The organism is Polymorphospora rubra, from assembly GCF_018324255.1.
Taxonomy (GTDB): Bacteria; Actinomycetota; Actinomycetes; order Mycobacteriales; family Micromonosporaceae; genus Polymorphospora; species Polymorphospora rubra.
This window is the reverse complement of sequence record NZ_AP023359.1, coordinates 2,311,734-2,336,848: the sequence shown is the minus strand read 5'-3', so window position 1 is coordinate 2,336,848 and position 25,115 is coordinate 2,311,734. Positions and strand designations below refer to the sequence as shown.

General features: G+C 70.3%; 23 protein-coding genes. 21 read left to right on the top strand and 2 right to left on the bottom strand.

Annotation, left to right across the window (positions count from 1 at the left end):
* Window positions 1-8 precede the first annotated feature (8 nt).
* From Prubr_RS10780 to Prubr_RS10770, 3 genes are read left to right on the top strand one after another with little or no spacing between them, the layout of a single operon-like run.
* Complete coding sequence (locus Prubr_RS10780) at window positions 9-587, top strand: ArsR/SmtB family transcription factor (RefSeq protein WP_212824518.1); 579 nt, start codon at window positions 9-11, stop codon at window positions 585-587.
* Between the two features lie 42 nt (window positions 588-629).
* On the top strand, window positions 630-1,988 hold the full coding sequence (locus Prubr_RS10775; protein WP_212824516.1) for an MFS transporter: 1,359 nt from the start codon (window positions 630-632) through the stop codon (window positions 1,986-1,988).
* Window positions 1,981-2,829: a menaquinone biosynthetic enzyme MqnA/MqnD family protein gene (locus Prubr_RS10770; protein ID WP_212824514.1), complete on the top strand. Its 849-nt coding sequence runs from the start codon at window positions 1,981-1,983 to the stop codon at window positions 2,827-2,829. Before Prubr_RS10775 ends, Prubr_RS10770 begins: the two co-directional genes overlap by 8 nt.
* Window positions 2,830-2,857: 28 nt before the next feature.
* On the opposite strand, the gene Prubr_RS10765 is transcribed toward Prubr_RS10770, so the two are convergent.
* Both Prubr_RS10765 and Prubr_RS10760 read right to left on the bottom strand, forming a co-directional pair.
* A complete protein-coding gene (locus Prubr_RS10765; RefSeq protein ID WP_212824512.1) occupies window positions 2,858-3,769 on the bottom strand; it encodes a serine hydrolase in 912 nt (303 codons plus the stop codon).
* 2 nt (window positions 3,770-3,771) lie between these two features.
* Window positions 3,772-4,725, bottom strand: a complete 954-nt coding sequence (locus tag Prubr_RS10760; RefSeq protein WP_212824510.1) for a serine hydrolase — start codon at window positions 4,723-4,725, stop codon at window positions 3,772-3,774.
* A 393-nt stretch (window positions 4,726-5,118) separates the two neighbouring features.
* Between Prubr_RS10760 and paaA the strand changes: the two genes are divergently transcribed.
* The 18 genes from paaA to nuoH all read left to right on the top strand — a co-directional run bounded on the left by paaA (window position 5,119) and on the right by nuoH (window position 25,115).
* Window positions 5,119-6,216, top strand: a complete 1,098-nt coding sequence (paaA, locus tag Prubr_RS10755; protein WP_212824508.1) for a 1,2-phenylacetyl-CoA epoxidase subunit PaaA — start codon at window positions 5,119-5,121, stop codon at window positions 6,214-6,216.
* Window positions 6,217-6,360: 144 nt separating this feature from the next.
* A complete protein-coding gene (gene paaB, locus Prubr_RS10750) occupies window positions 6,361-6,651 on the top strand; it encodes a 1,2-phenylacetyl-CoA epoxidase subunit PaaB (protein WP_212824505.1) in 291 nt (96 codons plus the stop codon).
* Window positions 6,648-7,373: a 1,2-phenylacetyl-CoA epoxidase subunit PaaC gene (gene paaC, locus Prubr_RS10745; RefSeq protein WP_212824503.1), complete on the top strand. Its 726-nt coding sequence runs from the start codon at window positions 6,648-6,650 to the stop codon at window positions 7,371-7,373. Before paaB ends, paaC begins: the two co-directional genes overlap by 4 nt.
* A 14-nt stretch (window positions 7,374-7,387) precedes the next feature.
* The gene (paaD, locus tag Prubr_RS10740; RefSeq protein ID WP_212827850.1) at window positions 7,388-7,906 is read left to right on the top strand and encodes a 1,2-phenylacetyl-CoA epoxidase subunit PaaD; all 519 of its coding nucleotides are present in this window, start codon (window positions 7,388-7,390) and stop codon (window positions 7,904-7,906) included.
* On the top strand, window positions 7,907-9,010 hold the full coding sequence (gene paaE / locus Prubr_RS10735; RefSeq protein ID WP_212824501.1) for a 1,2-phenylacetyl-CoA epoxidase subunit PaaE: 1,104 nt from the start codon (window positions 7,907-7,909) through the stop codon (window positions 9,008-9,010).
* Between the two features lie 104 nt (window positions 9,011-9,114).
* The gene (gene mqnC, locus Prubr_RS10730; protein WP_212824498.1) at window positions 9,115-10,302 is read left to right on the top strand and encodes a cyclic dehypoxanthinyl futalosine synthase; all 1,188 of its coding nucleotides are present in this window, start codon (window positions 9,115-9,117) and stop codon (window positions 10,300-10,302) included.
* A gap of 316 nt (window positions 10,303-10,618) precedes the next feature.
* Complete coding sequence (locus Prubr_RS10725; protein WP_212824496.1) at window positions 10,619-11,746, top strand: COG1361 family protein; 1,128 nt, start codon at window positions 10,619-10,621, stop codon at window positions 11,744-11,746.
* A 113-nt stretch (window positions 11,747-11,859) separates the two neighbouring features.
* On the top strand, window positions 11,860-13,392 hold the full coding sequence (locus tag Prubr_RS10720; protein ID WP_212824494.1) for a DUF11 domain-containing protein: 1,533 nt from the start codon (window positions 11,860-11,862) through the stop codon (window positions 13,390-13,392).
* Window positions 13,393-13,506: 114 nt separating this feature from the next.
* The gene (locus Prubr_RS10715) at window positions 13,507-14,199 is read left to right on the top strand and encodes a demethylmenaquinone methyltransferase (protein ID WP_212824492.1); all 693 of its coding nucleotides are present in this window, start codon (window positions 13,507-13,509) and stop codon (window positions 14,197-14,199) included.
* Between the two features lie 197 nt (window positions 14,200-14,396).
* Window positions 14,397-15,674, top strand: a complete 1,278-nt coding sequence (locus tag Prubr_RS10710) for a geranylgeranyl reductase family protein (RefSeq protein WP_212824490.1) — start codon at window positions 14,397-14,399, stop codon at window positions 15,672-15,674.
* A gap of 92 nt (window positions 15,675-15,766) precedes the next feature.
* Window positions 15,767-16,132 carry an NADH-quinone oxidoreductase subunit A gene (locus tag Prubr_RS10705; RefSeq protein WP_212824488.1) on the top strand — a complete coding sequence of 122 codons (366 nt, stop codon included), beginning with the start codon at window positions 15,767-15,769 and terminating at the stop codon, window positions 16,130-16,132.
* Window positions 16,133-16,140: 8 nt separating this feature from the next.
* The gene (locus Prubr_RS10700) at window positions 16,141-16,812 is read left to right on the top strand and encodes a NuoB/complex I 20 kDa subunit family protein (protein ID WP_212824486.1); all 672 of its coding nucleotides are present in this window, start codon (window positions 16,141-16,143) and stop codon (window positions 16,810-16,812) included.
* Between the two features lie 23 nt (window positions 16,813-16,835).
* Complete coding sequence (locus tag Prubr_RS10695) at window positions 16,836-17,552, top strand: NADH-quinone oxidoreductase subunit C (RefSeq protein ID WP_212827848.1); 717 nt, start codon at window positions 16,836-16,838, stop codon at window positions 17,550-17,552.
* Window positions 17,553-17,574: 22 nt separating this feature from the next.
* Entirely contained in the window at window positions 17,575-18,900 is a 1,326-nt protein-coding gene (locus Prubr_RS10690; RefSeq protein WP_212824483.1) for an NADH-quinone oxidoreductase subunit D, read from the top strand.
* On the top strand, window positions 18,897-19,910 hold the full coding sequence (nuoE, locus tag Prubr_RS10685) for an NADH-quinone oxidoreductase subunit NuoE (protein ID WP_212824481.1): 1,014 nt from the start codon (window positions 18,897-18,899) through the stop codon (window positions 19,908-19,910). The genes Prubr_RS10690 and nuoE overlap by 4 nt, the downstream gene beginning before the upstream one ends.
* Window positions 19,907-21,223, top strand: coding sequence for an NADH-quinone oxidoreductase subunit NuoF (nuoF, locus tag Prubr_RS10680; RefSeq protein ID WP_212824479.1), 1,317 nt, complete (start codon window positions 19,907-19,909; stop codon window positions 21,221-21,223). Before nuoE ends, nuoF begins: the two co-directional genes overlap by 4 nt.
* On the top strand, window positions 21,223-23,700 hold the full coding sequence (locus tag Prubr_RS10675) for an NADH-quinone oxidoreductase subunit G (protein WP_212824476.1): 2,478 nt from the start codon (window positions 21,223-21,225) through the stop codon (window positions 23,698-23,700). The genes nuoF and Prubr_RS10675 overlap by 1 nt, the downstream gene beginning before the upstream one ends.
* Entirely contained in the window at window positions 23,697-25,115 is a 1,419-nt protein-coding gene (gene nuoH / locus Prubr_RS10670; RefSeq protein ID WP_212824475.1) for an NADH-quinone oxidoreductase subunit NuoH, read from the top strand. The genes Prubr_RS10675 and nuoH overlap by 4 nt, the downstream gene beginning before the upstream one ends.

Here is a 25,115-nt window from a genome sequence, read left to right as displayed (position 1 = left end):
ATTTCACGATGAGCGACGGTGACGGCGAGCAGCGCCGGCTGACGATCAGCGATCCCAAGGTGATGCGGGCGCTGTCGCATCCGGCCCGCCTGGAGATCATGGAGCACCTGAGCAGCACCGGGGCGGACGTGACCGCGACCGGGGTCGCCGAACTGGTCGGCCTGTCGCCCAGCGCCACCAGTTACCACCTGCGGGAGCTGGCGAAGTTCGGGCTGGTCGAGCACGCGCCGAGCCGGGGGGACGCCCGGGAACGGGTGTGGCGGGCGACGATGCGCGGGTGGTCGGTCGACGCGGGCCACGACGCGGAGGCGCAGGCGGCCGAGCAGACCCTGGTGAACGTCTTCCTGGAGCGGGACTTCGGGCGGGTGCGGGACTGGGTGCGGCGGTCGCACGACGAGCCGGCGGAGTGGTACGACGCCGCGGTGATCGGCGGACCGGTCCTGCTGCTCACCGCCGACGAGCTGCGGGAGGTCAACGCGAAGGTGTTCGAGTTGCTGGCGCCGTACCGGCGGCGCGACCGGCAGGCCGATCCGCCGGCGGGCAGCCGGCGGGTGGTTGTCCACTATGCGACGGTGCCGATGGACTGAAGTCGCTTGCCCTCGACAGATGTGAAGGATTATTTTCGAAGCATGTCCTTCACATCTGCGGTCGCGGCTGCCCCCGAACCGCCCTCGCGCTGGTCCGACGTCTACCTCGCGGCCGTGGCGCGGGGCGTCTCGGTCTGCGGCGACTTTCTCGCCGCGACCGCACTCGTGCTCACCCTCCAGGGCTCCGGTGCCGGCGGGTACGCCGTCGCCGCGCTGCTGCTGGCCAAGACCGTTCCGATGGCGGCACTCGCCCCGGTCGCCGGCCGGATCGCCGACCGGGTCGACAGCCGTACGGTGCTCGTGATCGCCGGCCTCGGTCAGGCGGTGACCTGCGCGGCACTGGCCTTCGTCAGCCATCCCGTCGCGGTGATCGCCCTGGTCACACTGCTCTCCGTCGGGCTCGCCGTCACCCAGCCGACCCTCGCCGCGCTGGTGCCGGCGATGGTCCGCAAGGAGGATCTGGCCCGGGCCAGCGCGACCAACCAGACGGCCGCCACCGTCGGCATGATGGCCGGGCCCGCCCTGGCCGGGGTGCTCGTCGGCCAGTTCGGCGCCACCGTCCCACTGCTGATCGACGCGGTCAGCTACCTCGCCCTGGTGGCGGCCGGGCTGCTGCTGCGTACCCGGCGGGGTGGTGCCGCGGCGGCGACCGCCGGCACCGGCGACGGCGGGCGACCGGCCGCGACCTGGTCGTTGTGGCGCGACCCGCTGCTGCGGGCGATGGTGGTCGCGATCGCCGCCGTGGTCGGCGCGGTCGGCGCGATCAACGTCGCGCACGTCTTCCTGGTACGGGAGACGCTCGGCGCCTCCGAGACCGTCTTCGGGATCATCGAGGCGGTGGAGATGGCCGGCATGCTCGTCGGTGCCTGGCTGTTCGCCCGGCTGGCCCGACGCACCGCCGACGACCGGTTCCTGGTCTGGGGAGTGCTGGTCCAACTCGGCGTGATGTGCCTGCTGACGCCGGTCGCGGCGGTGGTCGCCACGGCCCTGTGGCTGATCCCGATCTGGATCGTGACGGGCCTGCTCAGCGGCGGCATGAACGTCTTCAGCGGCGTCGCGATGGCCAACCGGGTACCGGCCGAAAGCCGGGGCCGGGCGTTCGCCACCTTCGGCGGCACCATCCAGGCGGCCGGCATGTTCGGCTTCTTCGCCGGCGGCGTACTGGTCGAGCAGATGCCGATCCGGCCGCTGTTCGCCGCTGCCGGGCTGGCCGGGGTCACGGTCGTCCTCGCGCTGGTGCCGTCGACCGTCAGGGCGACCCGCGCGGCGCGGCTCGGGAGCGCCCCGACCGACGACCGGGCGGCGGTCGGGGACGGGGACGGGGCTGCGCCGTCCGCCACAACTGTGCCGGTCGACCGGCCGGTTGCCACCGCCGCCGGATACGGTGGCAACCATGAGTGATCTTCGGAGGCCCAGGGTCGGGCACATCCAGTTCCTCAACTGCCTGCCGATCTACTGGGGGCTGATGCGGTCCGGCGCCCTGATCGACGTCGACCTGCACAAGGACACCCCGGAACGGCTCAGTGCCGCCCTGGTCGACGGCGATCTCGACATCGGCCCGATCACCGTCGTCGAATACCTGCGCCACGCGCAGGACCTGGTGCTGCTGCCCGACCTCGCCGTCGGCAGCGACGGACCGGTGCTGTCGGTCAACGTCGTCTCCACCCGGCCGCTCGCCGACCTCGACGGCGCGAAGGTCGCCCTCGGCTCGACCTCGCGGACCGGGGTGATGCTCGCCCAGATGCTGATCGGCGAGCGGTACGGCGCACATCCCGAATACTTCACCTGCCCGCCGGACCTGACCCAGATGCTGCTGGAGGCCGATGCCGGCGTGCTGATCGGCGACGCGGCGCTGCGGGCCCTCTACGAGGCGCCCCGGCAGGGCCTCACCGTCACCGACCTCGGTCAGGAATGGCGGGACTGGACCGGACTGCCGATGGTCTTCGCCGTCTGGGCGGCCCGACGCGACTTCGCCGCCGCCCACCCCGGCCTGGTGAAGGAGGTGCACGAGGCGTTCCTGCGCTCGCGTGACCTGTGTCTCGCCGAACTCGACGAGGTCGCCGAGTCCGCCGCCCGCTGGGAGCCGTACGACGCCGCCACGCTGGCGTCGTACTTTCGGTCGCTGGACTTCTCGCTCGGCGACCGTCAGGTGGCCGGGCTGCGGGAGTTCGCCCGGCGGGCCGCCATGCTGGGGGCCGTACCGCCGCTGACCGACGAGGGGCCGGTCTTCTTCACCAACTGACCCGGCCGGTCCGTCGAGGGCTCCCGGGTCAGTTGGCCCGGAGTTGCTCGCCGACCTGTTGGCAGATCTTGGCGCCGTGCTCCTGCCCGAGTTCGATCGGATAGGCGGTCAGCACCCCGGCCGTCCAGCCGTCGCCGATGGCCAGGCAGTTCACGTGGTATTCGTCCTCGGCCTGCCGGTCGACCCAGCCGTTCTTGATCGCGATGGTCTGCCGGATCTCGGTGGGGAACGCGGTCCGGATGCCGAAGTCACCGTTGCCGCGTACCTGCCGCATCTCGTCGAGCAGCCACTTGGTCCATTCCGGCCCGGCGGCCCGGCCGTCGGCGATGCAGACGCCCATCCGGGCGGTGTCCCGGGCCGACAGGTGGGTGCGGCTCCACGCGCCGTCCTCGGCCGGCTCGCTGTCGGTGAGGTCGCAGATGTCGATCAACCGCTCGATCGATTTCTCCCGGCCAAGTTCGTCGTGGACGACGGTGGCCGCCTCGTTGTCGCTGTCGCGGATCATCACGGTCAGCTGCTCCATCCGGCTCTCGTCCGGGGTCTCGCCCGTCTCGGCGGCCCGGCGCAGATAGTCGGCGGCGATCCACGACTTGATCATGGAGGCGGTCGTGCCGGTCTCGGTCATGTTCTCCGACCCGTACACGGCTCCGGTGCGCTGGTCGATCAGCGACCACGACCACCAGCCGGGCGTCTCGATCGCGACGTCGGCGGGACGTACGTCCAGTGGTGGCGGTGGCGGCTCGGGGCTGGCCGACGGGGCGGCGGCCGGGCTGCCGGAGCCGTGCCAGCTCGGCGCGGCGTCGGCCCGCAGCGGCGAGTCGGGCAGGAGCAGCAGACCGGCCGCCAACAGCCCGAGCAGCGCGGCCGCGACACCGACGCTCCGCCACGGTGATTTCGATCGACGTGCAACGGGCGAGCCTGCTGTGGACGGGTCTGCCATGGTCAGCCCTCGACGAGCGGTTGCGGGATCTTCAGTGCCGCACCCGGAACCGGGACCACGAGTTGGCTGGTGACGTTGCGGCAGACGTGCGCCCCGTAGTCGAGGCCGTGCTCACCGGGATAGCGCATGAGTACGGCGAGCACCCAGTCGTCGGCGGTGGCGAGGCAGTTGAGATGCCACAACCCGTCGGCGTTGATCAGCGTCCAGCCGTTCTTGATGCCGACCGAGCCGGTTTCGACGATCTCGTCGGGCAGGCCGTCGATGATCCCCCACCGACCGCCGCCCCGGGTCCGGAGCTGATCCTCCTTGGCGGTCGTGCCCCGTACCTGTGCCATCTCGTCGAGCACCCACCGGGTCCACTGGGGGCCGGCGGCGGTGCCGTTGGCGACACACTCGCCGAGCCGTACGGCGTCGCGGGCGGAGATCTCGGTGTAGCTCCACCAGACGACGTTGGCGTCCGGTGGAGTCACGGGCCGGGTTTCGGTCAACCCGCACATCTGGACCATCCGCCGGAGGGAGGCCGGGCCGCCGGCCAGGTTGTAGAGCATGTTGGTGGCCGGGTCGTCGCTGTCCCGGATCGCGGTGCTGGCCGCCTCGAGCAGGGTGCCTTCCGGTTCCGTGCCACTCTCGGTCGCGAGCCGGAGTACGTCGGCGGCGAACCAGATCTTGATCATCGATTCGGCCGAGTTGGTCGCCGTCACGTTGTCCGACCCGGTGATGTTGCCGGTCGTCCGGTCGAGCAGGGCCCACGAGAGGAAGCCGTCGATCTCCACGTCGACGGGCGCGGCGGCCAGGGTCAGCGGGGCGGCCGTCGGAGGCGCGGCCGTCGGGGCCGCGCCGGCGTCGGTTGCCGCGCCGGATGCGCCGCCGAACCGGGCGGAGGCGGTGGGCACCAGTAGTACGCCGCCGAGTACCAGCGCGGCGGCGGTGAGAAACAGAACCACGCGAGGGCGCATGAGGGGTTGGCTCCAGGGGTCGGGGCCGTTGTTGCGGTACGGCTGTGCTGCTGGCCGTGATCGCCGCCGGTGTTGCCGGACTGGCCGTGGGCCCTACCGGGGGGTGGTAGGGCCGGCGCCTGCGGTCGAGGCCGGAGGGGTGGACGTGGTGAGCCTACGTCGGTGACCTGTGCAGGGCCGAGGCTGAGTTTCTTAAGGCTCGATGAAGTGCGCCGGCATTAAGCCCTTTTGGTGCAAGAGATCCAGAAAATTGGTCCCGATGTGATGCGCTTCATTCGTCCATAGTGGAGTCTGATATGACCAGATGTTCACGATCGGCTACCCAGTGTCATGGTGATCTCGACTGTGTGACACCTCGTTGCTCCGAGGCGATGTAGCTGTAACACTTGCGGGGTGTACGGCAACGACTTTCCCGGCCCCGACCAGGGGCCGACGGCGGGACTGCTCGGCGAGGTCGAGGCGGCCGAGGCGGCGCTACGGGATGCCGCCCGGCGGGATCTCCAGGCCGGACGGGGTGCCGCACCCGACCCGGCGGGCGCCGACGAGGCGACCCTGCACGACTACTTCACCTCGGTGATCGCGGCTGACCAGAAGATCGAGCCGCGGGACTGGATGCCCGACTCCTACCGGAAGACGCTGATCAGGCAGATCGCCCAGCACGCCCATTCCGAGATCATCGGGATGCAGCCGGAGGGCAACTGGATCAGCCGGGCTCCCTCGCTCAAGCGCAAGGCGATCCTGCTGGCCAAGGTCCAGGACGAGGCCGGACACGGGCTCTATCTCTACGCGGCCGCGGAGACTCTCGGGATCAGTCGGGACGAGCTGGTCGAGATGCTGATCGAGGGCCGGCAGAAATACAGCTCGATCTTCAACTACCCGACCCTGTCATGGGCGGACGTGGGGGCGATCGGCTGGCTCGTCGACGGCGCCGCCATCGTCAACCAGGTCCCGCTCTGCCGCTGCTCGTACGGACCGTACGCCCGCGCCATGATCCGTGTCTGTAAGGAGGAGTCCTTCCACCAGCGGCAGGGCTTCGAGATCCTGCACGTCCTCGCGCACGGCACGCCCGCGCAGAAGGCGATGGCCCAGGACTCCGTCGATCGCTGGTGGTATCCCTCGCTGGCCATGTTCGGACCGCCGGACACCGACTCGGCGCACACCGCCCAGTCGATGGCCTGGAAGATCAAACGGTTCTCCAACGACGAGCTGCGTCAGCGGTTCGTCGACATGTGCGTGCAGCAGGCCGACGTACTCGGTCTCACCCTGCCCGACCCCGATCTGCGCTGGAACGACGACCGGCAGGCCCATGACTACACCCAGCCCGACTACGCCGAGCTGATGCGGGTGATCAAGGGGGAGGGGCCGTGCAACCGGGACCGGATCGCCCACCGGCGCCGGGCGCACGCCGACGGGGCCTGGGTCCGCGACGCCGCCGCGGCCTACGCCGCCAAACAGGCCGAACGGCAAGAGGAACGGAAGGTGGCGGCATGACCGAGCGGAGCGAGGGAATCGACCGGCTCAGTGGTAGTCATGCGGTCGCCGAGCGGAGCGAGGTGGGTGCATGACCGAGTGGAGCGAGGGAATCGGTGGGCTCGGTCGTAGTCATGCGGTCGCCGAGCGGAGCGAGGTGGGCGCATGACCGAGCGGAGCGGTTGGCCGCTGTGGGAGGTTTTCGTACGTGCCCGGCGCGGGCTGTCACACACCCACGTCGGCAGCCTGCACGCCCCCGACGCGTCGATGGCGCTGCGTAACGCCCGCGACCTCTACACCCGTCGGCAGGAGGGTGTGTCGATCTGGGTGGTGCCGGCGAGCACCATCACCGCGTCCAGCCCGGACGAGAAGGACGCCTTCTTCGACCCGGCCGCTGACAAGGTCTACCGCCATCCCACCTTCTACGAGGTGCCCGACGGGGTGGACCACCTGTGAAGCCGACCGTCGACCACGTGCTGGCCATCGCCGACGACGCGCTGATCACGGCGCAGCGGCTCGGCGAGTGGTACGCCGCCGCCCCGGAGATGGAAGAGGACGTGGCGCTGGCCAACATCGCCCTCGACCAGCTCGGCGCGGCCCGGCTGTTGCTGACGTACGCCGGGGAACTGGAGGGGGCGGGCCGCGACGAGGATGCCCTCGCCTTCCTGCGTGACGACCGGGAGTTCCGCAACTGCCTCCTCGTCGAGCTGCCGGACGCCGACTTCGCGGTCACGATCGTCAAGCTGCTGTTCCTGTCGGCCTGGCAACTGCCGCTGTATGCCGCGCTCGCCGAGGGCGACGACGAGCGGCTGGCCGCGATCGGTGCCAAGGCGCGCAAGGAGTCGGCCTACCACCTCGACCACAGTTCACAGTGGACGATTCGGCTGGGGGACGGGACCGAGGAGTCGCACCGTCGGGTGCAGGCGGCCGTCGACGAGCTGTGGCCGTACGCCCATGAGCTGTTCGCCGCCGATCCGGCGGCGCCGGTCGACCCGGCCGGTCTACGTGACGCCTGGCTGTCCACAGTAGAAGGCGTGTTGGCCGAGGCGACGCTGCGGCGTCCGGCCGACGGCTGGGGACCGGCCGGCGGCCGGACCGGGGTGCACACCGAGCACCTGTCGTACCTGCTGGCCGAGATGCAGGTGCTGCACCGCGCCCACCCGGGAGCGACCTGGTGACCGCGGCGCCCGACATCACGGACCGGACCACCACCGGTCCCGCTGCCGCCGGTGCCGGGCCGGCGGTACGGGCCGCCGTCGCCGCGGTCGTCGACCCGGAGATCCGGGTGGTCACCATCGCCGACCTCGGCATTCTGCGTGACGTCACCACCGATCCGGCGACCGGACGGGTCACCGTGACGATCACCCCGACCTACACCGGCTGCCCGGCCATGGACGTCATCCGGGCCGACATCCGTCGGGCGCTGACCGCCGCCGGGCATCCCGAAGCGGAGGTCAGGACCGTCTTCGCGCCCCCGTGGAGTACCGACTGGATCACCGCCGAGGGGCGGGCGAAGCTCGCCGCCGCCGGCATCGCCCCGCCCGGACCCGTCCGGACCGCCGGGCCGGTCGCGGTGCCGCTGGCCGTACGGTGCCCGCGGTGTGGTGCGCCCGACACCGAGCAGATCAGCAGGTTCGGCTCCACCGCCTGCAAGGCGCTGTGGCGCTGCCGGTCCTGCCGTGAACCCTTCGACCACGTGAAGGCACTGTGAGTGAGCGTGACGATCAGTAGGCCGGCGCGACGCCGGCCGACCTTCCACCCGTTGCCGGTCCGGGCCGTCGACCGGCTCACCGACGAGGCGGTGGCGATCACCTTCGACGTACCGCCGGAGTTGCGTCCGCTGTACACCTTCCAGGCCGGCCAGCACCTGACCGTACGCCGGCTCGAGGACGGCGCCGACGTGCGGCGGTCGTACTCGATCTGTTCCACCCCGGCCGACCTGACCGGGCACGGCCGGCTGCGGATCGGGGTCAAGGAGATCCCGGGTGGCGCGTTCTCCAGCTTCGCCAGCCGGGCGCTGCGGGCCGGCGACACCGTCGACGTCATGCCGCCGCTCGGGCACTTCACCACCGACTTCGACCCGGCGCGGGCCCGGCACTACGGGGCGGTCGCCGCGGGCTCCGGCATCACCCCGGTCCTGTCCCTGGTCGCGACCGCCCTGGCGGTCGAGCCCGACAGCCGGTTCACCCTCGTGTACGGCAACCGGCACGCGCGGACCGTCATGTTCGCCGAGGAGTTGGCCGACCTGAAGGACCGCTACCCGGCCAGGTTGCACCTGGTGCACGTGCTGTCCCGGGAGCCCGGTGAGTCGCCGCTGCTCTCCGGGCGGATCGACACCGACCGGCTGTGCCGGCTGCTCGATTCGGTCGTACCGGCCGATCGGATCGACGAGTGGTTCCTGTGCGGCCCGTACGGCCTGGTCACCGAGGCCACGGCGGTGCTCGCCGAACGGGGTGTGCCGGCGCGGTCGGTGCACACGGAGTTGTTCCACGTCGACGAGGCGCCGGCGCCGCCGCCCCGGCCGGCCGGCACCGAGGGCGGCACCGAGGTGACGATCCTGCTCGACGGACGGGCGTCGAGTCTGCGGATGGGGGCCGACGAGCGGGTTCTCGACGCCGCATTGCGGGTCCGGGGCGAGCTGCCGTACGCCTGCAAGGGCGGGGTCTGCTCGACCTGCCGGGCGAAGGTCGTCGAAGGGGAGGTGTCGATGGCGCGCAACTACGCGCTGGAGCCCGACGAGGTCGCCGCCGGGTACGTCCTCACCTGCCAGTCGAGCCCGCTGACCGACCGCCTGGTCGTCGACTACGACGCCTGAGCCGGCCCGCCGTCCGGTGGTCGGGGCTCCGTTCGGGGGAGTGCGGGTCACAACGGTGGGCGCTGGATGCCGGTGCGGGGTGGTGCCGACGTAGGCTCGGACCTGTGACTGAGAGCCGGGAGATCGACAGCATCCTGCAGCGCGGCGCGGACGGTGGGCGGATCACGCCCGAGGAGGCGTTGCTGCTCTACACCGACGCGCCGTTCCACGCGCTCGGTGAGGCGGCCGACGCGGTGCGCCGGCGCCGCTACCCGGACAACATCGTCACCTACCTGATCGACCGCAACATCAACTACACGAACGTCTGCGTGACGGCGTGCAAGTTCTGTGCCTTCTACCGCGCGCCGAAGCACGCCGAGGGCTGGACCCACCCGACCGAGGAGATCCTGCGCCGCTGCGCCGAGGCCGTCGAGCTGGGCGCGACGCAGGTGATGCTCCAGGGCGGCCACCACCCGGACTACGGCGTCGAGTACTACGAGGAACTGTTCTCCTCGGTCAAGGCCGCCTACCCGCAGTTGGCGATCCACTCGATCGGGCCGAGCGAGATCCTGCACATGGCCAAGGTGTCCGGGGTGTCGCTCGAGGAGGCGATCACCCGGATCAAGGCGGCCGGCCTCGACTCGATCGCCGGCGCCGGCGCGGAGATGCTGCCCGACCGGCCGCGTAAGGCGATCGCGCCACTGAAGGAGTCCGGTGCCCGCTGGCTCGAGGTGATGGAGTTGGCGCACACGCTGGGCGTCGAGTCGACCGCGACGATGATGATGGGCACCGGCGAGACCAACGCGGAGCGGATCGAGCACCTGCGGATGATCCGTGACGTGCAGGACCGCACGAAGGGGTTCCGGGCCTTCATCCCGTGGACCTACCAGCCGGAGAACAACCATCTCAAGGGCCGCACCCAGGCGACCACGCTGGAATACCTGCGGCTCATCGCGGTGGCCCGGCTCTTCTTCGAGACCGTGCCGCACCTCCAGGCGTCGTGGCTGACCACGGGCAAGGACGTCGGCCAGCTCGCCCTGCACATGGGGGTCGACGACCTCGGCTCGATCATGCTGGAGGAGAACGTCATCTCCTCGGCGGGCGCCCGGCACCGCTCGAACCTGCACGAGCTGATCTGGATGATCCGGTCGGCCGGACGTATCCCGGCCCAGCGGGACACTCTCTACAACCACCTGGCGGTGCACCGTACGCCGGCCGACGATCCGTCCGACGAGCGGGTCGTGTCGCATTTTTCGTCGATAGCACTGCCCGGCGGTGGCGCGAAGACTCTGCCGCTGGTCGACGCTCGGTAATGAGAGGTCGATCTATCAGTGAAAATGACAGCTCGGCCATTCGGCTGATAGTTGGCCAGCGATTCGGTAGATCATTCGAGCTCTCATGGTGAATCGGCGGCGGATGTCTCGTGGCAATAGTCATCAATTTGGACATTCTCTTAAGTCAGTCTTAGATGCCCTGGTCATCACAGGTGGATCACGGGGTAGCGCCGACCGGCGGTGACCACTAACGTCCCCGGACGTATCTTCCCTACCGCCATGGGGGCACCCCAACATGATCTTCCGAAACCGCGCTCTCGCGCGTGTCGGTGCAGGCGCCTTCGGCCTCGTCGCGGTGGGCGCGTTCGCCACGCCCGCCTTCGCTGACGACACGGCCGACGTCCAGGTCAAGCTCAGTGGCACCACCATCGCCGCCGGCGCGTCCGGCAAGGCCGCGTTCGCCTCGCTGATCAACAACGGCCCGGCCACCGCGACCGGTCTGACCATCACGGTCGACTTCTCGACGCTGAACACCAGGCTGGTCGACGTCGTCAACTTCGGCGGCGGTTGCGACGAGCCGGTGGACCAGAAGCTGATCTGCGGCATCACCCCGGACGAGCTGAAGGCGGGCGAGGACTACGACATCTCGGTCGCCCTGGTCGTCAAGAACGAAGGGGTCTCGCCGGGCGACCCGGCGGGCTCGATCACCATCTCGGTCGAGACTGAGAGCACCGACCCCAACCTGAGGAACAACACCGTCACCGCGCCGGTGACCATCGGCGATCACGGTCCCGACCTCTACGTCTGGGCCGCCGACGTACCGGTCAACCAGGACGGCACCACCGGTTCGCTCTCGCCCGGCGAGACCGGTGCGCTGGTCATCGAGGTCGGCAACCAGGGCGACGAGCCGGTCGCCGGCTTCAAGGTGACCACCACCCTGCCCGAGAACGCCACCTTCGACAGCGTGATCGTCGAGCAGTTCCCGGACGACTTCGCCGGCTGCGAGTTCACCGCCGACAAGGCGGTCTGCGACTGGCAGGACCTGCCGCTGATCCCGGCCGACCAGGACGAGTCCACCGAGGACGATCACTTCTCCGCGTACACCTTCGCCCTGCCGGTGAAGGTCGCCGACGACGCCGAGGCCGGCGTCAACCTGACCGGCGGCGTCTCGACGGTCGAGGGCTACAAGTCGGAGCGGCCGAAGCTCCTCCGCGCCCCGCAGGCGGTGGAACTCCCGCAGGGCGTCGAGGGCACCGTCGCCGGTGACGTCGACGCGACCGACAACACCGACGAGTTCACCGTGTTCGTCAAGGCCACCGCCGGTGGCGGCGGCGGTGGCGGGCTGCCGGTGACCGGCGTGCAGGCCAGCCTTCTGGGCGGCATCGGCCTGGCCGTGGTCGCGGCCGGCGGCGCGATGTTCCTGATCTCCCGCCGTCGCCGCGTGGTCATGGTGACCCCCGGCGACGAGAAGCCGACCGCCTGACGGTCGTACATAGATAGCAGGGCGTCACGGGCGGGGTGGGGAAACCACCTCGCCCGTGACTGTTGATTCTCCACCTCCCCCTCCCTGGTAACGCCCCGATTCCCGGAGGACCCATGCACCCCCGCATCCCTCGTGCCGCCGCCGGTCTGGCCGCGGCGCTCGTGGCCGCCACGCTGACCGCCACGCCGGCCGCCGCGGCCCCGGAAGCCACCCCGTCGGCCGACCTCAACCTCGCCGTCAGCGGCGAGCGGGTGGTCCGCTACGCCACGGTCAAACAGTTCTTCGTACGGCTGTCGAACGACGGGCCCGACGCCGCGCAGGGCGTGAAGGTCACCATCGACGCGGGCGACATCGACCAGAACGTGCTGATCTTCGGCCTGCCGTCCGGGCCGGGCTGCGAGGAGGACGGCCCGACCAAGGTCACCTGCGAGCTCGGCGACCTCGCCAGCGGCACGACGGTGACCGACTTCCCGGCCCTGTTCGCCACCACCCCGAAGCGCAAGGGGTCCGCGGGCTCGTTCACCGTGACGGTGAACGCGGTGACCACCGACCCGAACGAGGCGAACAACACCCAGACCGTCAACGTCGAGGCGGTCCCGGGTGGACTCGACCTGACGGCGGTCGCCCGGGACGTCTACGCCGACTACGCCGACAACACCCCGGTGGCTCCCGGCGAGACCGGCGACCTGCACTGGGCGCTGTACAACGCGGGCCGGGACACGGTGCAGGGCGTGACCTTCGAGATCGCGCTGCCGCCGTACGTGACGTTCGCCGACCAGCGGCCCGGTTGCAAGTACAACGCCGAGAACACCGTCGCGTCCTGCCGGCGGGACGCCCGCATCGTGGGGCCGGGCGAGATCTTCATGATGGTCCGGCCGATGAAGGTCAAGGTGGCCGCCGACGCTCCCGGGCCGGTCGGCCTCTCCGGCGGCTGGGTCGTCGGCTACGCCAACGGCAAGGCCGGCCCGGACGCGCGGTCGCTGGCCGCCCGGTCTGCCGGCGAGGACACCGTGGTCGAGGCGGCCGACGAGAAGGTACGCCGCGACGCCGACCCGTCCGACAACGCCGTGCAGTTCGCCGTGGTCACCGGCCGCAACCCGGTCGACCTGTCGGTCACCGGCACCCCGGCGACCGGCGCGGTCGGCGACACCGTCGAGGTCGCGTTCGAGGCGACCAACAAGGGTCCGGCGACCAGCAGTCCGCTGTTCAAGGTGCAGGCCCCGGCGGGCACCACGGCACTGCTGCCCGAGGCGGGCACCCTTCCGTCGTGCGTCGAGGAGGACGGCGGCCTGGTCTGCGGGCTCGACGGTGAGCTGGGGGTCGGGCAGACGACGTCCTTCGCGCTGAAGTTCCGGATCGACGCGGAGCAGGTCGGCGCCGACGGGCAGATCACGGTCAGCAACACCTTCGCCTCGCCGGAGTCGGCGCCGGAGGACAACGCCGCACCGATCACGATCACCGTGTCCGGCGACGGTCCGGGCGGTCCGGGCGGCGGCTCGGGCGGTGGCGGTGGGCTGCCGGTGACCGGTGTGCAGGCGACCCTGCTCGGCGGCGTCGGACTGCTGGTGCTCGTGGTGGGCGGCGTGCTGCTCGTGCTCGCCCGCCGGCGTCGGGTGGTCCTGGTCACTCCGACCGAGGACAGGTAGGGCCGTACGCCCAATCAGGACGGCACCCGCGGGCGCCGGCGGTCCGACCGCCGGCGCCCGCGGCCGTACCAGGGTGGCTGTCGGGTCCCGTCACGGTGCTGGCACAGTTGACCCGTGTCCCGCGCTCAGCTCGACAAGCAGCCGCACGAGGTCGCCGCGATGTTCGACGGCGTCGCCTCGAAATACGACCTGACCAACACCGTCCTCTCGTTCGGCCAGGACCGCGGCTGGCGCCGGGCCACCCGGTCGGCGCTCGGGCTGCGGCCCGGCGACCGGGTGCTCGACCTCGGCGCCGGCACCGGGGTGTCGACCGAGGAGCTGGCCCGCTCCGGCGCGTACGCGGTGGGCCTGGACCTGTCGCTCGGCATGCTGCTGGCCGGCCGCCGGGTACGCCCCGACGTGCCGCTGCTGGCCGGGGACGCGCTGCGGCTGCCGTTCGCCGACGCGACCTTCGACGCGGTGACCATCTCGTTCGCGCTGCGCAACATGGTCGACACCGGTGCCGCTCTGCGTGAACTGGCCCGGGTGACCCGCCCGGGTGGCCGGCTGGTGGTGTGCGAGTTCAGTCACCCGACCAACCGGGCGTTCCGTACCGCCTACCTGTCGTACCTGATGCGGTCGCTGCCGGCGGTGGCCCGCGCCGTGTCGAGCAATCCCGACGCCTACGTCTACCTCGCCGAGTCGATCCGGGCGTGGCCGGACCAGGCCGGGCTGTCGGCCCGGATCATGGAATCGGGTTGGGAGAAGGTGGCCTGGCGCAATCTGACCGGGGGCGTGGTGGCCCTGCACCGTGCGGTACGGGTCTGACCTCGAAAAGCTGCGTAGGGCAGCGGTCGGGTGACGCTGTGCAACTGTTGCTGGTCGATTTCTGGCGGATGCCCGTTCAGGGCCCTCACCTCTACTGGTTAGGTATGCCTAACCAGTAAGGGACGTACAGCTCGGTCTTAGACTCTCCCGGGATCAGGCTTGTGAAGAGTTTCACGAGCGGTCGGAGGGAGGCGCAGATGACCGCGACTCAGCACGACGCCGACGTCATCGTCGTCGGTGCCGGGCCGGGCGGTTCGACGACGGCCTACCACCTTGCCCGCCACGGGCTGCGGGTGCTGCTGCTGGAGAAGACCGAGTTCCCGCGCGAGAAGGTCTGCGGCGACGGGCTGACCCCGCGGGCTGTCAAGCAGCTCGTGAAGATGGGCATCGACACCTCGCCCGAGGCCGGCTGGTTGCACAACCGGGGACTGCGGGTCATCGGTGGCGGCGTACGCCTCGAACTCGACTGGCCCGACCTGGCCAGCTTCCCCAACTACGGCCTGGTCCGCACCCGCCTCGACTTCGACGACCTGCTCGCCCGGCAGGCTGTCGGCGCGGGCGTCGACCTGCGCACCAACGTCAACGTCCTCGCCCCGGTGCTCGACGACGCCGGACGCGCGGTCGGCGTGACCGCGGAGTCCGGCCCCGACAAGGCGCCGGTCACCTTCCACGCCCCGCTGATCGTCGCCGCCGACGGCGTGTCCGGCCGGTTCCCACTGGCGATGGGCCTCGCCAAGCGCGAGGACCGGCCGATCGGGGTCGCGGTCCGCCGCTACTACCGCTCGCCGCTGCGGCACGACGACAACTACCTCGAATCCTGGCTGGAGCTGCGCAGCAAGGAGAACCCCGACAAGCTGCTGCCCGGCTACGGCTGGATCTTCGGCATGGGCGACGGTCGGGTCAACGTCGGGCTCGGCGTGCTCAACTCCTCCTCGGCGTTCGGCAAGACCAACTATCGCCGGCTGCTGACCGACTGGCTCGCCAACACCCCGGAAGACTGGGGGATGACCGACGAGGCCAACGCCGAGGGCCCGATTCTCGGCGCGGCGCTGCCGATGGGCTTCAACCGGGTGCCGCACTACACCCGTGGCGTCCTGCTGGTCGGCGACTCGGGCGGCATGGTCAACCCGTTCAACGGCGAGGGCATCGCCTACGCGATGGAGTCCGGCGAGCTGGCCGCCGAGGTCGCCGTCCAGGCGCTGGCCCGCTCCGCCGGCCCCGAGCGGGAGCGGGCGCTCGCCTTCTACCCGACCGAGCTGAAGAGCCGCTACGGCGGCTACTACCGCCTCGGCGGGATCTTCGTGAAGCTGATCGGCCGGCCGGAGATCATGAAGATGGCCACCCGGCACGGCATGCCGCACCCGCTGCTGATGCGCTTCGTGCTGAAGCTGCTCGCCAACCTGACCGATCCACGTGGCGGCGACGCCATGGACCGGGTCATCAACGCCATGACCAGGGTCGCTCCCGCCGTGTGACCCGCGATCACGGCCCCCGGCCGGAACAGCTGTAACAAGTACGAATAGTGTGAAATCCGATCAGGCAAAAGTGAGGACGGCAGGAGGAGACGATGTCACTCTCCGTGTGGGTGCCAATCGTGGGTCTGCTGACCCTCGGTGCCCTCTTCGCACTCTTCTCCGTGGGCATCGCTCCGATCGTCGGCCCCAAGCGGTTCAACCGGGCCAAGCTCGAGGCGTACGAGTGCGGCATCGAGCCGTCCCCGCAGCCGGTCGGTGGTGGACGGTTCCCGATCAAGTTCTACCTGACCGCGATGCTGTTCATCATCTTCGACATCGAGATCATCTTTCTCTTCCCGTGGGCCGTGCACTTCGACGCGCTCGGCCTGTTCGGGTTCGTCGAGATGGTCCTGTTCATCGGCATGGTCTCCATCGCGTACGCCTACGAGTGGCGGCGCGGCGGCCTGGACTGGGACTGAGGTTCGCCATGGGTATCGAGGAGAAGCTGCCGAGCGGCATCCTGCTCACGTCGGTGGAGAAGCTTTCCAACTGGGCGCGTAAGTCGTCCTTCTGGGGCGCCACCTTCGGTCTTGCCTGCTGCGCCATCGAGATGATGGCTGCCGGCGGCCCCCACTACGACCTGGGCCGCTGGGGCATGGAGGTCTTCCGGGCCTCGCCCCGGCAGGCCGACCTGATGATCGTCGCGGGCCGGGTGAGCCAGAAGATGGCCCCGGTCGTACGGCAGATCTACGACCAGATGCCCGAACCGCGTTCGGTCATCTCGATGGGCGTGTGCGCCTCCTCCGGCGGCATGTTCAACAACTACGCGCTCGTGCAGGGCGTCGACCACATCATCCCGGTGGACATGTACCTGCCCGGCTGCCCGCCGCGCCCGGAGATGCTGATCGACGCCATCCTCAAGATGCGCGAGAAGGTGATGGCCCAGCCGCTCGGCCCGAACGGCCGCAAGATGCTGGCCGCCCGCGAGGCGCGTGGGGACGTACCCGTCGTGGCGCCCGGCGCCATGCCGTCCTCGTACCGCTCCGACAAGGCCCGGCGGGCCGAGTGGGAGCAGGCGGTCCGCGAGGGCCGTGAGGAACAGCTCCGCATCGAGAACTGGATGAAGGCGCAGAACCACATCCGCGGGGGTGCCCGTTGAGCGAGCCCAACAAGACCAGCGAGGTGCCCGGCGGCGGCGTACCGGTGGCGGCCCCACCGGTCGGCGCGACCAGCGGTGCCCCGGCCGAGTTCCCGCCGGCCAGCGGCGCCGGCCGCGGCATGTTCGGCATCCACGGCTCCGGTGACACCTCGGGCTTCGGCGGCCTGGTCCGCCGCCAGGTCGGGATCATCGACAGCCCCCGGCCGTACGGCGGCTACTTCGACGAGGTCCGCGACGCCCTCGAAGAGGCGTACCCCGGCTTCGCCGACGCGATCGAGAAGGTCGTCGTCGACCGGAACGAACTGACCCTCCACGTACGCCCGGAGCGGATCGTCGAGGTCTGCCAGGTGATGCGCGACGACGAGGCGCTGCGCTTCGAACTGCTCTCCTCGCTGTCGGGGGTCGACTACCTCGGCTCCGACGAGCGCCGGCTGCACGTCGTCTACCAGCTCACCTCGATGACCTACCGCCGCATCGTGCGGCTGGAGGTCGCGGTGACGGCCGAACACCCGCACGTGCCGAGCGTCTGCGCCGTCTACCCGACCGCCAACTGGCAGGAGCGGGAGGCGTACGACATGTTCGGGGTCCTCTTCGACGGCCACCCGGGACTCACCCGGATCCTGATGCCGGACGACTGGGAGGGGCACCCCCAGCGCAAGGACTACCCGCTCGGCGGCGTGCCGGTGGAGTACAAGGGCGCGGAGATTCCCCCTCCGGACGAGCGGAGGTCCTACCAGTGATCGACCGTAACGAGGTGGCGGTATGAGCACTCCCGGTTACGCGACCGAGCGGGAGACCACCGAGGGCAAGGTGTTCAACGTCACCGGCGGCGACTGGGACACCGTCGTCGAGGGTGTCGACCCGCTCAGCGACGAGCGGATCGTGGTCAACCTGGGTCCCCAGCACCCGTCGACGCACGGCGTGCTCCGGCTGGTGCTGGAGCTCGAGGGCGAGACGGTCACCGAGGTTCGGCCGATCGTCGGCTACCTGCACACCGGTATCGAGAAGAACCTCGAATACCGCAACTGGGTGCAGGGCACGACCTTCGTGACCCGGATGGACTACCTGGCCCCGATCTTCAACGAGACCGCGTACTCGCTGGCGGTGGAGAAGCTGCTCGGCATCGAGGAGCAGATCACCGAGCGGGCCAACACCATCCGCGTGCTGATGATGGAGCTCAACCGGATCTCCTCGCACATGGTCTGGTTCGCCACGACCGGCATGGAGTTGGGCGCGATCTCGCTGATGCTCTACGGCTTCCGCGAGCGCGAGTACGTCCTGGACATCTTCGAGCTCTGTTCGGGCCTGCGGATGAACATGGCCTACGTACGGCCGGGCGGCGTCGCCCAGGACGTGCCGGACGAGGCGATCAAGAAGATCGACGAGCTGCTCGACTACCTGCCCAAGCGCCTCGCCGAGTACGAGGCGATGCTGAGCGACAACGTCATCTGGAAGGGGCGCACCCAGAACGTCGGTGTCCTCGACGTGACCGGCTGCCTCGCGATGGGCGTCACCGGTCCGGTGCTGCGCTCCGCGGGTCTGGCCTGGGACCTGCGCAAGACGATGCCGTACTGCGGTTACGAGACGTACGACTTCAACGTCCCGACCGCGACCAGCGCCGACGTGTGGGGCCGCTACCAGGTACGGCTGGCGGAGACGCGTGAGTCGATGAAGATCATTCGGCAGGCGGTCGACCGGCTCCGGCCGGGCCCGATCATGGTCGCCGACAAGAAGATCGCCTGGCCGGCGCAGCTCGCGATCGGCGTCGACGGCATGGGCAACTCGCTGGAGCACGTCGCCAAGATCATGGGTCAGTCGATGGAGTCGCTGATCCACCACTTCAAGCTGGTGACGGAGGGCTTCCGGGTACCGCCCGGACAGGTCTACGTCCCTATCGAAGGGCCCCGCGGTGAGCTGGGCGCACATGCCGTCTCCGACGGGGGCACCCGGCCCTACCGGGTGCACTTCCGGGAGCCGAGCTTCGTCAACCTCCAGGCGATCCCGGCCATGTCCGAGGGCGCACTGCTGGCCGACGTGATCGCGGGCGGCGCTTCGCTGGACCCGGTGATGGGTGGGTGTGACCGATGAGTGTGCCGTTCGACGAGCAGACCCGGGCCCGGGCCGCTGAGATCATCAGCCGCTACCCGGCTGACCGGTCCCGCTCCGCATTGCTGCCCCTGCTGCACCTGGTGCAGTCCGAGGAGGGCTACGTCTCCCCGGCCGGCGTCGAGTTCTGTGCCGAGGTGCTCGGCATCAACAAGGCGCAGGTCGGCGCGGTGGCGACGTTCTACACCATGTACAAGCGCCGGCCGACCGGCGACTACCTGGTGAGCGTCTGCACCAACACGATGTGCGACGTGCTCGGTGGCCAGAAGGTCTTCGACACCCTCAGCGAACTGCTCGAGGTCGGGCACGACCAGACCACCGCCGACGGCACCATCACCCTGGAGCACGCGGAGTGCCTCGCCGCCTGCGACTACGGGCCGGTCATGACCGTCAACTACGACTTCTTCGACAAGGTCGACCCCGACGTCGCCACCGGCATCGTCGAGGAACTGCGGGCCGGCAAGCAGCCGATGCCGACCCGGGGTGCGCGGCTCTGCACGCTCAAGGAGATGTCGCTGCAGCTCGCCGGATTCGCCGACCCCCGTGAGGGTGCGGTCGCCGACGGCCCGGCCGGCGACGCGACGCTGCGCGGTCTGCGGTTGGCGCAGGAGCACGGCATCGCGGTCCGCGACTTCGACCCGAACACGCCGATCCGGAGCAAGGACGCGGGGGACAAGCCGGCGCCACCGACCACCCGGCCCGCCGCCGCGACCAGCACCACCGCGCCGGACGTGAAGGCGCCCGACGGCAAGTCGCCGCAGGTCCGTACGGCCGAGACCCGGTCGCCGGACGCCGCGACGCCGGTCCCCGACGCGCCGGGCACGACGTCGCCGGTCGACGGCACGCCGCCGGCACCGGACGACGCGAAGGCGGCCGAGGCGGCCGGGGTCGCCAGCAACAAGCCGGCCAGCGACGCCAAGCCGGCCGGCGACGACGGCGGAGCCCGGCAGGCCAATCTCGAGGGATCGAAGGAAGCGGAGGCCGAGAAGTGACCACGCCTCGGCGGGAGACGCTGGAGAAGCTGACCCCGGTCCTGACCAAGCGCTGGCTGTCGCCGGACGCCTGGCGGCTCGACGTGTACGAGCGGCTCGACGGCTACGCCGCGCTGCGCAAGGCGATCAAGGCAGACCCCGACGACCTCATCCAGCTGATCAAGGATTCGGGGTTGCGCGGCCGGGGCGGCGCAGGCTTCCCGACCGGTCTGAAGTGGGGCTTCATCCCGCAGAACGACGGCAAGCCGCACTACCTCGTGGTCAACGCCGACGAGGGCGAGCCGGGCACCTGCAAGGACCTGCCCCTGATGACCCACGACCCGCACTCGCTGATCGAGGGCGTCATCATCGCCTCGTACGCGATCCGGGCCAACCGCGCGTACATCTACATCCGCGGCGAGGCGGTGCACGCCGCCCGCCGGCTGCGCCACGCGGTCGCCGAGGCGCACAAGGCGGGCTACCTCGGCCGCAACATCCTCGGCTCCGGCTTCGACCTGGAGCTGGTCGTGCACAGCGGCGCCGGCGCGTACATCTGCGGTGAGGAGACCGCGCTCCTCGACTCGCTGGAGGGCTTCCGCGGCCAGCCCCGGCTGCGCCCGCCCTTCCCGGCGACCCACGGCCTGTACGCCAGCCCGACGGTGGTCAACAACGTCGGCACCATCGCCAGCGTGCCGTACATCGTGCTCGGCGGCAGTGCCTGGTGGAAGACGATGGGCACCGAGAAGTCGTCCGGTCCGATGATCTACTCGCTGTCCGGCCGGATCGCCAACCCCGGCCAGTACGAGTGCTCGATGGGCATCACGTTGCGCGAGCTGATCGAGCTGGCCGGTGGCATGCAGCCCGGGCACAACCTGCGGTTCTGGACGCCGGGCGGCTCGTCCACCCCGCTGCTCACCGCAGAGCACCTCGACGTGCCGCTCGACTTCGAGGGGGTGTCCGCCGCCGGCTCGATCCTCGGTACGACGGCGACGCAGATCTTCTCCGACCAGGACTGCCCGGTCTACGCGACGTACCGGTGGCTGGAGTTCTACCACCACGAGTCGTGCGGCAAGTGCACCCCGTGCCGCGAGGGCAACTACTGGATGGTGCGGGTCTACCGGCGGATCCTGGCCGGCCAGGGCACCCACGAGGACCTCGACACCCTGCTCGACACCTGCGACAACATCCTGGGCCGCTCGTTCTGCGGTCTCGGTGACGGCGCCACCAGCTCGGTGACCTCGTCCCTGCAGTACTTCAAGCAGGACTACCTCGACTACATCGAAGGCCGCAAGGCGCCGAGGTTGTCCGAGAAGACTCTGGTCGGAGCGCACTAATGACTGACGTAGCCAAGGCCGCGGACACCGTCACGCTCACCATCGACGGCATCGAGGTGACGGCCCCCAAGGGTGCGCTGCTCATCCGGGTCGCCGAGCAGATGGGCATCGAGATCCCCCGGTTCTGCGACCACCCGCTGCTGGCTCCCGCCGGGGCCTGCCGGCAGTGTCTGGTCGACGTGGAGGGCCAGCGTAAGCCGGTCGCCTCGTGCACCCAGACGGTCGCCGAGGGCATGGTCGTCCGTACCCAGCTCACCTCTCCGGTCGCCAAGAAGGCGCAGGAGGGGATCATGGAGCTGCTGCTGGTCAACCACCCGCTCGACTGCCCGATGTGTGACAAGGGCGGCGAGTGCCCGCTCCAGAACCAGGCGATGTCGACCGGTCGCGCCGAGTCGCGGTTCCACGAGCACAAGCGTGAGTACGAGAAGCCGATCAACATCTCCTCGCAGGTCCTGCTCGACCGCGAGCGGTGCGTGCTCTGCCAGCGCTGCACCCGGTTCTCCGAGGAGATCGCGGGCGACAAGTTCATCGACCTGATGGGCCGCTCCTCGGCCGAGGAGATCAACGTCTACCGGGACGACTACTACGGCGCCGAGCCCACGGACGACGACTCCGGTGACGTGCCGTTCAACTCGTACTTCTCCGGCAACACGGTGCAGATCTGCCCGGTCGGCGCGCTGACCGGAGCCCAGTACCGCTTCCGGGCCCGCCCGTTCGACCTGGTCTCGACGCCCAGCGTCTGCGAGCACTGCTCCGCCGGCTGCGCCCAGCGCACCGACTGGCGGCGCGGCAAGGTGCTGCGCCGGCTCGCCGGTGACGACGCGGCGGTGAACGAGGAGTGGAACTGCGACAAGGGCCGGTGGGGCTTCCAGTACGCCAACGCCTTCGACCGGCTCACCACCCCGCTCGTCCGGGACGCCAAGACGGGCGAACTGCGCGAGGCGGCGTGGAGCGAGGCGTTCGCGGTCGCCGCCGACGGGCTGCGCGCCGCCCGCGACGGTGGCCGGGGGGTCGGCGTGCTGACCGGTGGTCGGCTGACCGTCGAGGACGCGTACGCCTACGCCAAGTTCGCCCGGATCGCGCTGAACACCAACGACATCGACTTCCGGGCCCGGCCGCTGTCGGCCGAGGAGACCGAGTTCCTCGCCTCCTCGGTGGTCGGCACCAACACCGTCACCTATGCCGACGTCGAGAAGGCGCCGGCGGTAGTGATCGTCGGGCTGGAGCCGGAGGAGGAGTGCCCGATCCTCTTCCTGCGGCTGCGCAAGGCGTACACCAAGCGCAAGCTGCTGGTGCACGCGCTGGCGCCGTACGTCACCCGCGGACTGGCGAAGATCGGCGCGACGATCACCGCCACGGTTCCCGGCGACGAGGCGCGGCTGCTGGCCGAGGACCCGAAGGTCGCCGACGCGCTGCGCCACGAGGGTGCCGTGCTGCTGGTCGGTGAGCGGCTCGCCACCGTACCCGGCGGCTTGTCGGCGGCCGCCGCGCTGGCGGCCCGTACCGGGGCGAAGCTGGCCTGGGTGCCGCGCCGCGCCGGCGACCGGGGCGCGGTCGACGCCGGCTGCCTGCCCAACCTGCTGCCCGGCGCCCGCCCGGTCGCCGACCCGGCCGCTCGCTCGGAGCTGGCCGGACTCTGGGACCTCGCCGCCGGCGTCCTGCCCAGCCGGCCCGGCCGCGACACCGACGGCATCGTCGCCGCGGCGGCCGCGGGCGAACTCGGCGCGCTCCTCGTCGCCGGGGTGGACCCCGCCGACCTGGCCGACCCGCGGCTGGCCGAGGAAGCCCTCGACAAGGTGCCGTTCCTGGTCAGCCTGGAGCTGCGCAAGAGTGCGGTCAGCCGCCGCGCCGACGTGGTGTTCCCGGTCGCGCCGGTGGTCGAGAAGGCCGGCAGCTTCGTCGACTGGGAGGGCCGCCTGCGCACCTTCGAGGCGGTCCTCAACACCGCGTCGATGACCGACGCCCGGGTGCTCGACGCGCTCGCCGCCCAGCTCGACGTGACGCTGGGAACCGGCGATGTCAACAGCGTCCGCCGGGAGCTGGGTTCCCTGCCGGCCACCTCGACCGCCCCGGCCGAGGTACCGACCGTCGCCCCGGCCGCGCTGCCGGCGGTCGGCGCCGGCGAGGCCGTGCTCGCCACCTGGCACCACCTGGTCGACCTGGGCAGCCTGCTCGACGGCGACGAGGTGCTGGCCGGCACGGCCCGGGTGCCGGTGGTCCGGATCGGCAAGGCGGTCGCCGAGGCGCTCGGGGTCGCCGACGGTGAGGCGGTCACGGTCGGCACCGACCGTGGCGCACTGACCCTGCCGGCCGAGATCACCGAGATGCCGGACGGTGTGGTCTGGCTGCCGACCAACTCGCCCGGCGCGACCGTACGGCGCAGCCTCGGCGCGACGTCCGGCGCGGTCGTACGGGTCTCCGCCGGCGCCGGCGGACCTCTCCTGGCGCAGCAGAGCACTGAGGGAGCCGTTCAGTGATCACCACCTATCTGGCGCAGAGTCCGACACTCGAAGACTTCGGCAAGGACGTCTGGTGGCTCGTCCTGCTCAAGATCGTCGCAGTGTTCGTGATGCTGCTCCTGCTGACCCTCTTCACGATCAACTACGAACGCAAGGTCGTGGCCCGGATGGCGGTCCGGCCGGGCCCCAACCAGGTCGGGCCGAACGGCTGGTTCCAGTCGCTCACCGACGGCCTGAAACTGCCGTTCAAGGAAGAGATCATCCCGAAGACGGCCGACAAGGCCATCTACTTCCTCGCGCCGGTGATCTCGGCCACCTGCGCGTTCACCGCGTTCGCCGTCATTCCGTTCGGCCCGATGGTGTCGATCTTCGGGCAGCGGACCCCGCTCCAGCTGACCGACACGCCCGTCTCGGTCCTGCTGGTGCTCGCCTGTGCCTCCATCGGCGTCTACGGCATCGTGCTCGCCGGTTGGGCGTCCGGCTCGACCTACCCGTTGCTCGGCGGCCTCCGGTCGACCGCTCAGGTGATCTCGTACGAGGTGGCGATGGGGCTGTCCATCGTCGCGGTCTTCATGACCGCCGGCACGATGTCGACCTCCGAGATCATCCGGGCGCAGGAGCACGGCAACCCGATCAACCTGTTCGGCCTCGAGGTGACCGCACCCGGCTGGTACGCCGTACTGCTCGCGCCGAGCTTTGTCATCTACGCCATCTCGGCGGTCGGTGAGGTCAACCGGGCCCCGTTCGACCTGCCCGAGGCCGAGTCCGAGCTGGTCGGCGGCTTCCACACCGAATACTCGTCGTTCAAGTTCGCGATGTTCTTCCTCGCCGAGTACATCAACATGATCACGGTGTCGGCGCTGTGCACGACGCTGTTCCTCGGCGGCTGGCGGGCCCCGTGGCCGATCAGCTTCTGGGAGGGCGCCAACTCCGGCTGGTGGCCGATGCTGTGGTTCCTCGGCAAGGTGCTGCTCCTGCTCTTCGGCTTCATCTGGCTGCGGGCCACGCTGCCCCGGCTGCGCTACGACCAGTTCATGCGCTTCGGCTGGAAGATCCTGATCCCGGTCAGCCTGTTGTGGATCTTCGCCCTGGCCGGCATCAAGATCGTGCAGCAGCAGGAGGGCGGCCCCGCCCAGTACCTGATCATCGGCAGCATCGTCGTGGTCGTGCTGCTGCTGGCGCTGCTCTGGCCGTCCGGCAAGAAGGAACCCACCATCTCGCTCGAGGAGCAGATCGCCGCCCGCCCCAAGGGCAGCTTCCCGTTGCCGCCGATGGATCTACAGGTCCCGCCGAGCCCGCGGGCCCGACGCGACGTCGCCGAGCGGCAGCCCGCGCTGACCGGTGCCCGCGGCGACACCGCGGGCACCGGTGAAACGGGACCGGGCGCCACCGACCAGTCCAGCCCCAGCGGCCCGGCCGACAAGGAGGTGTGA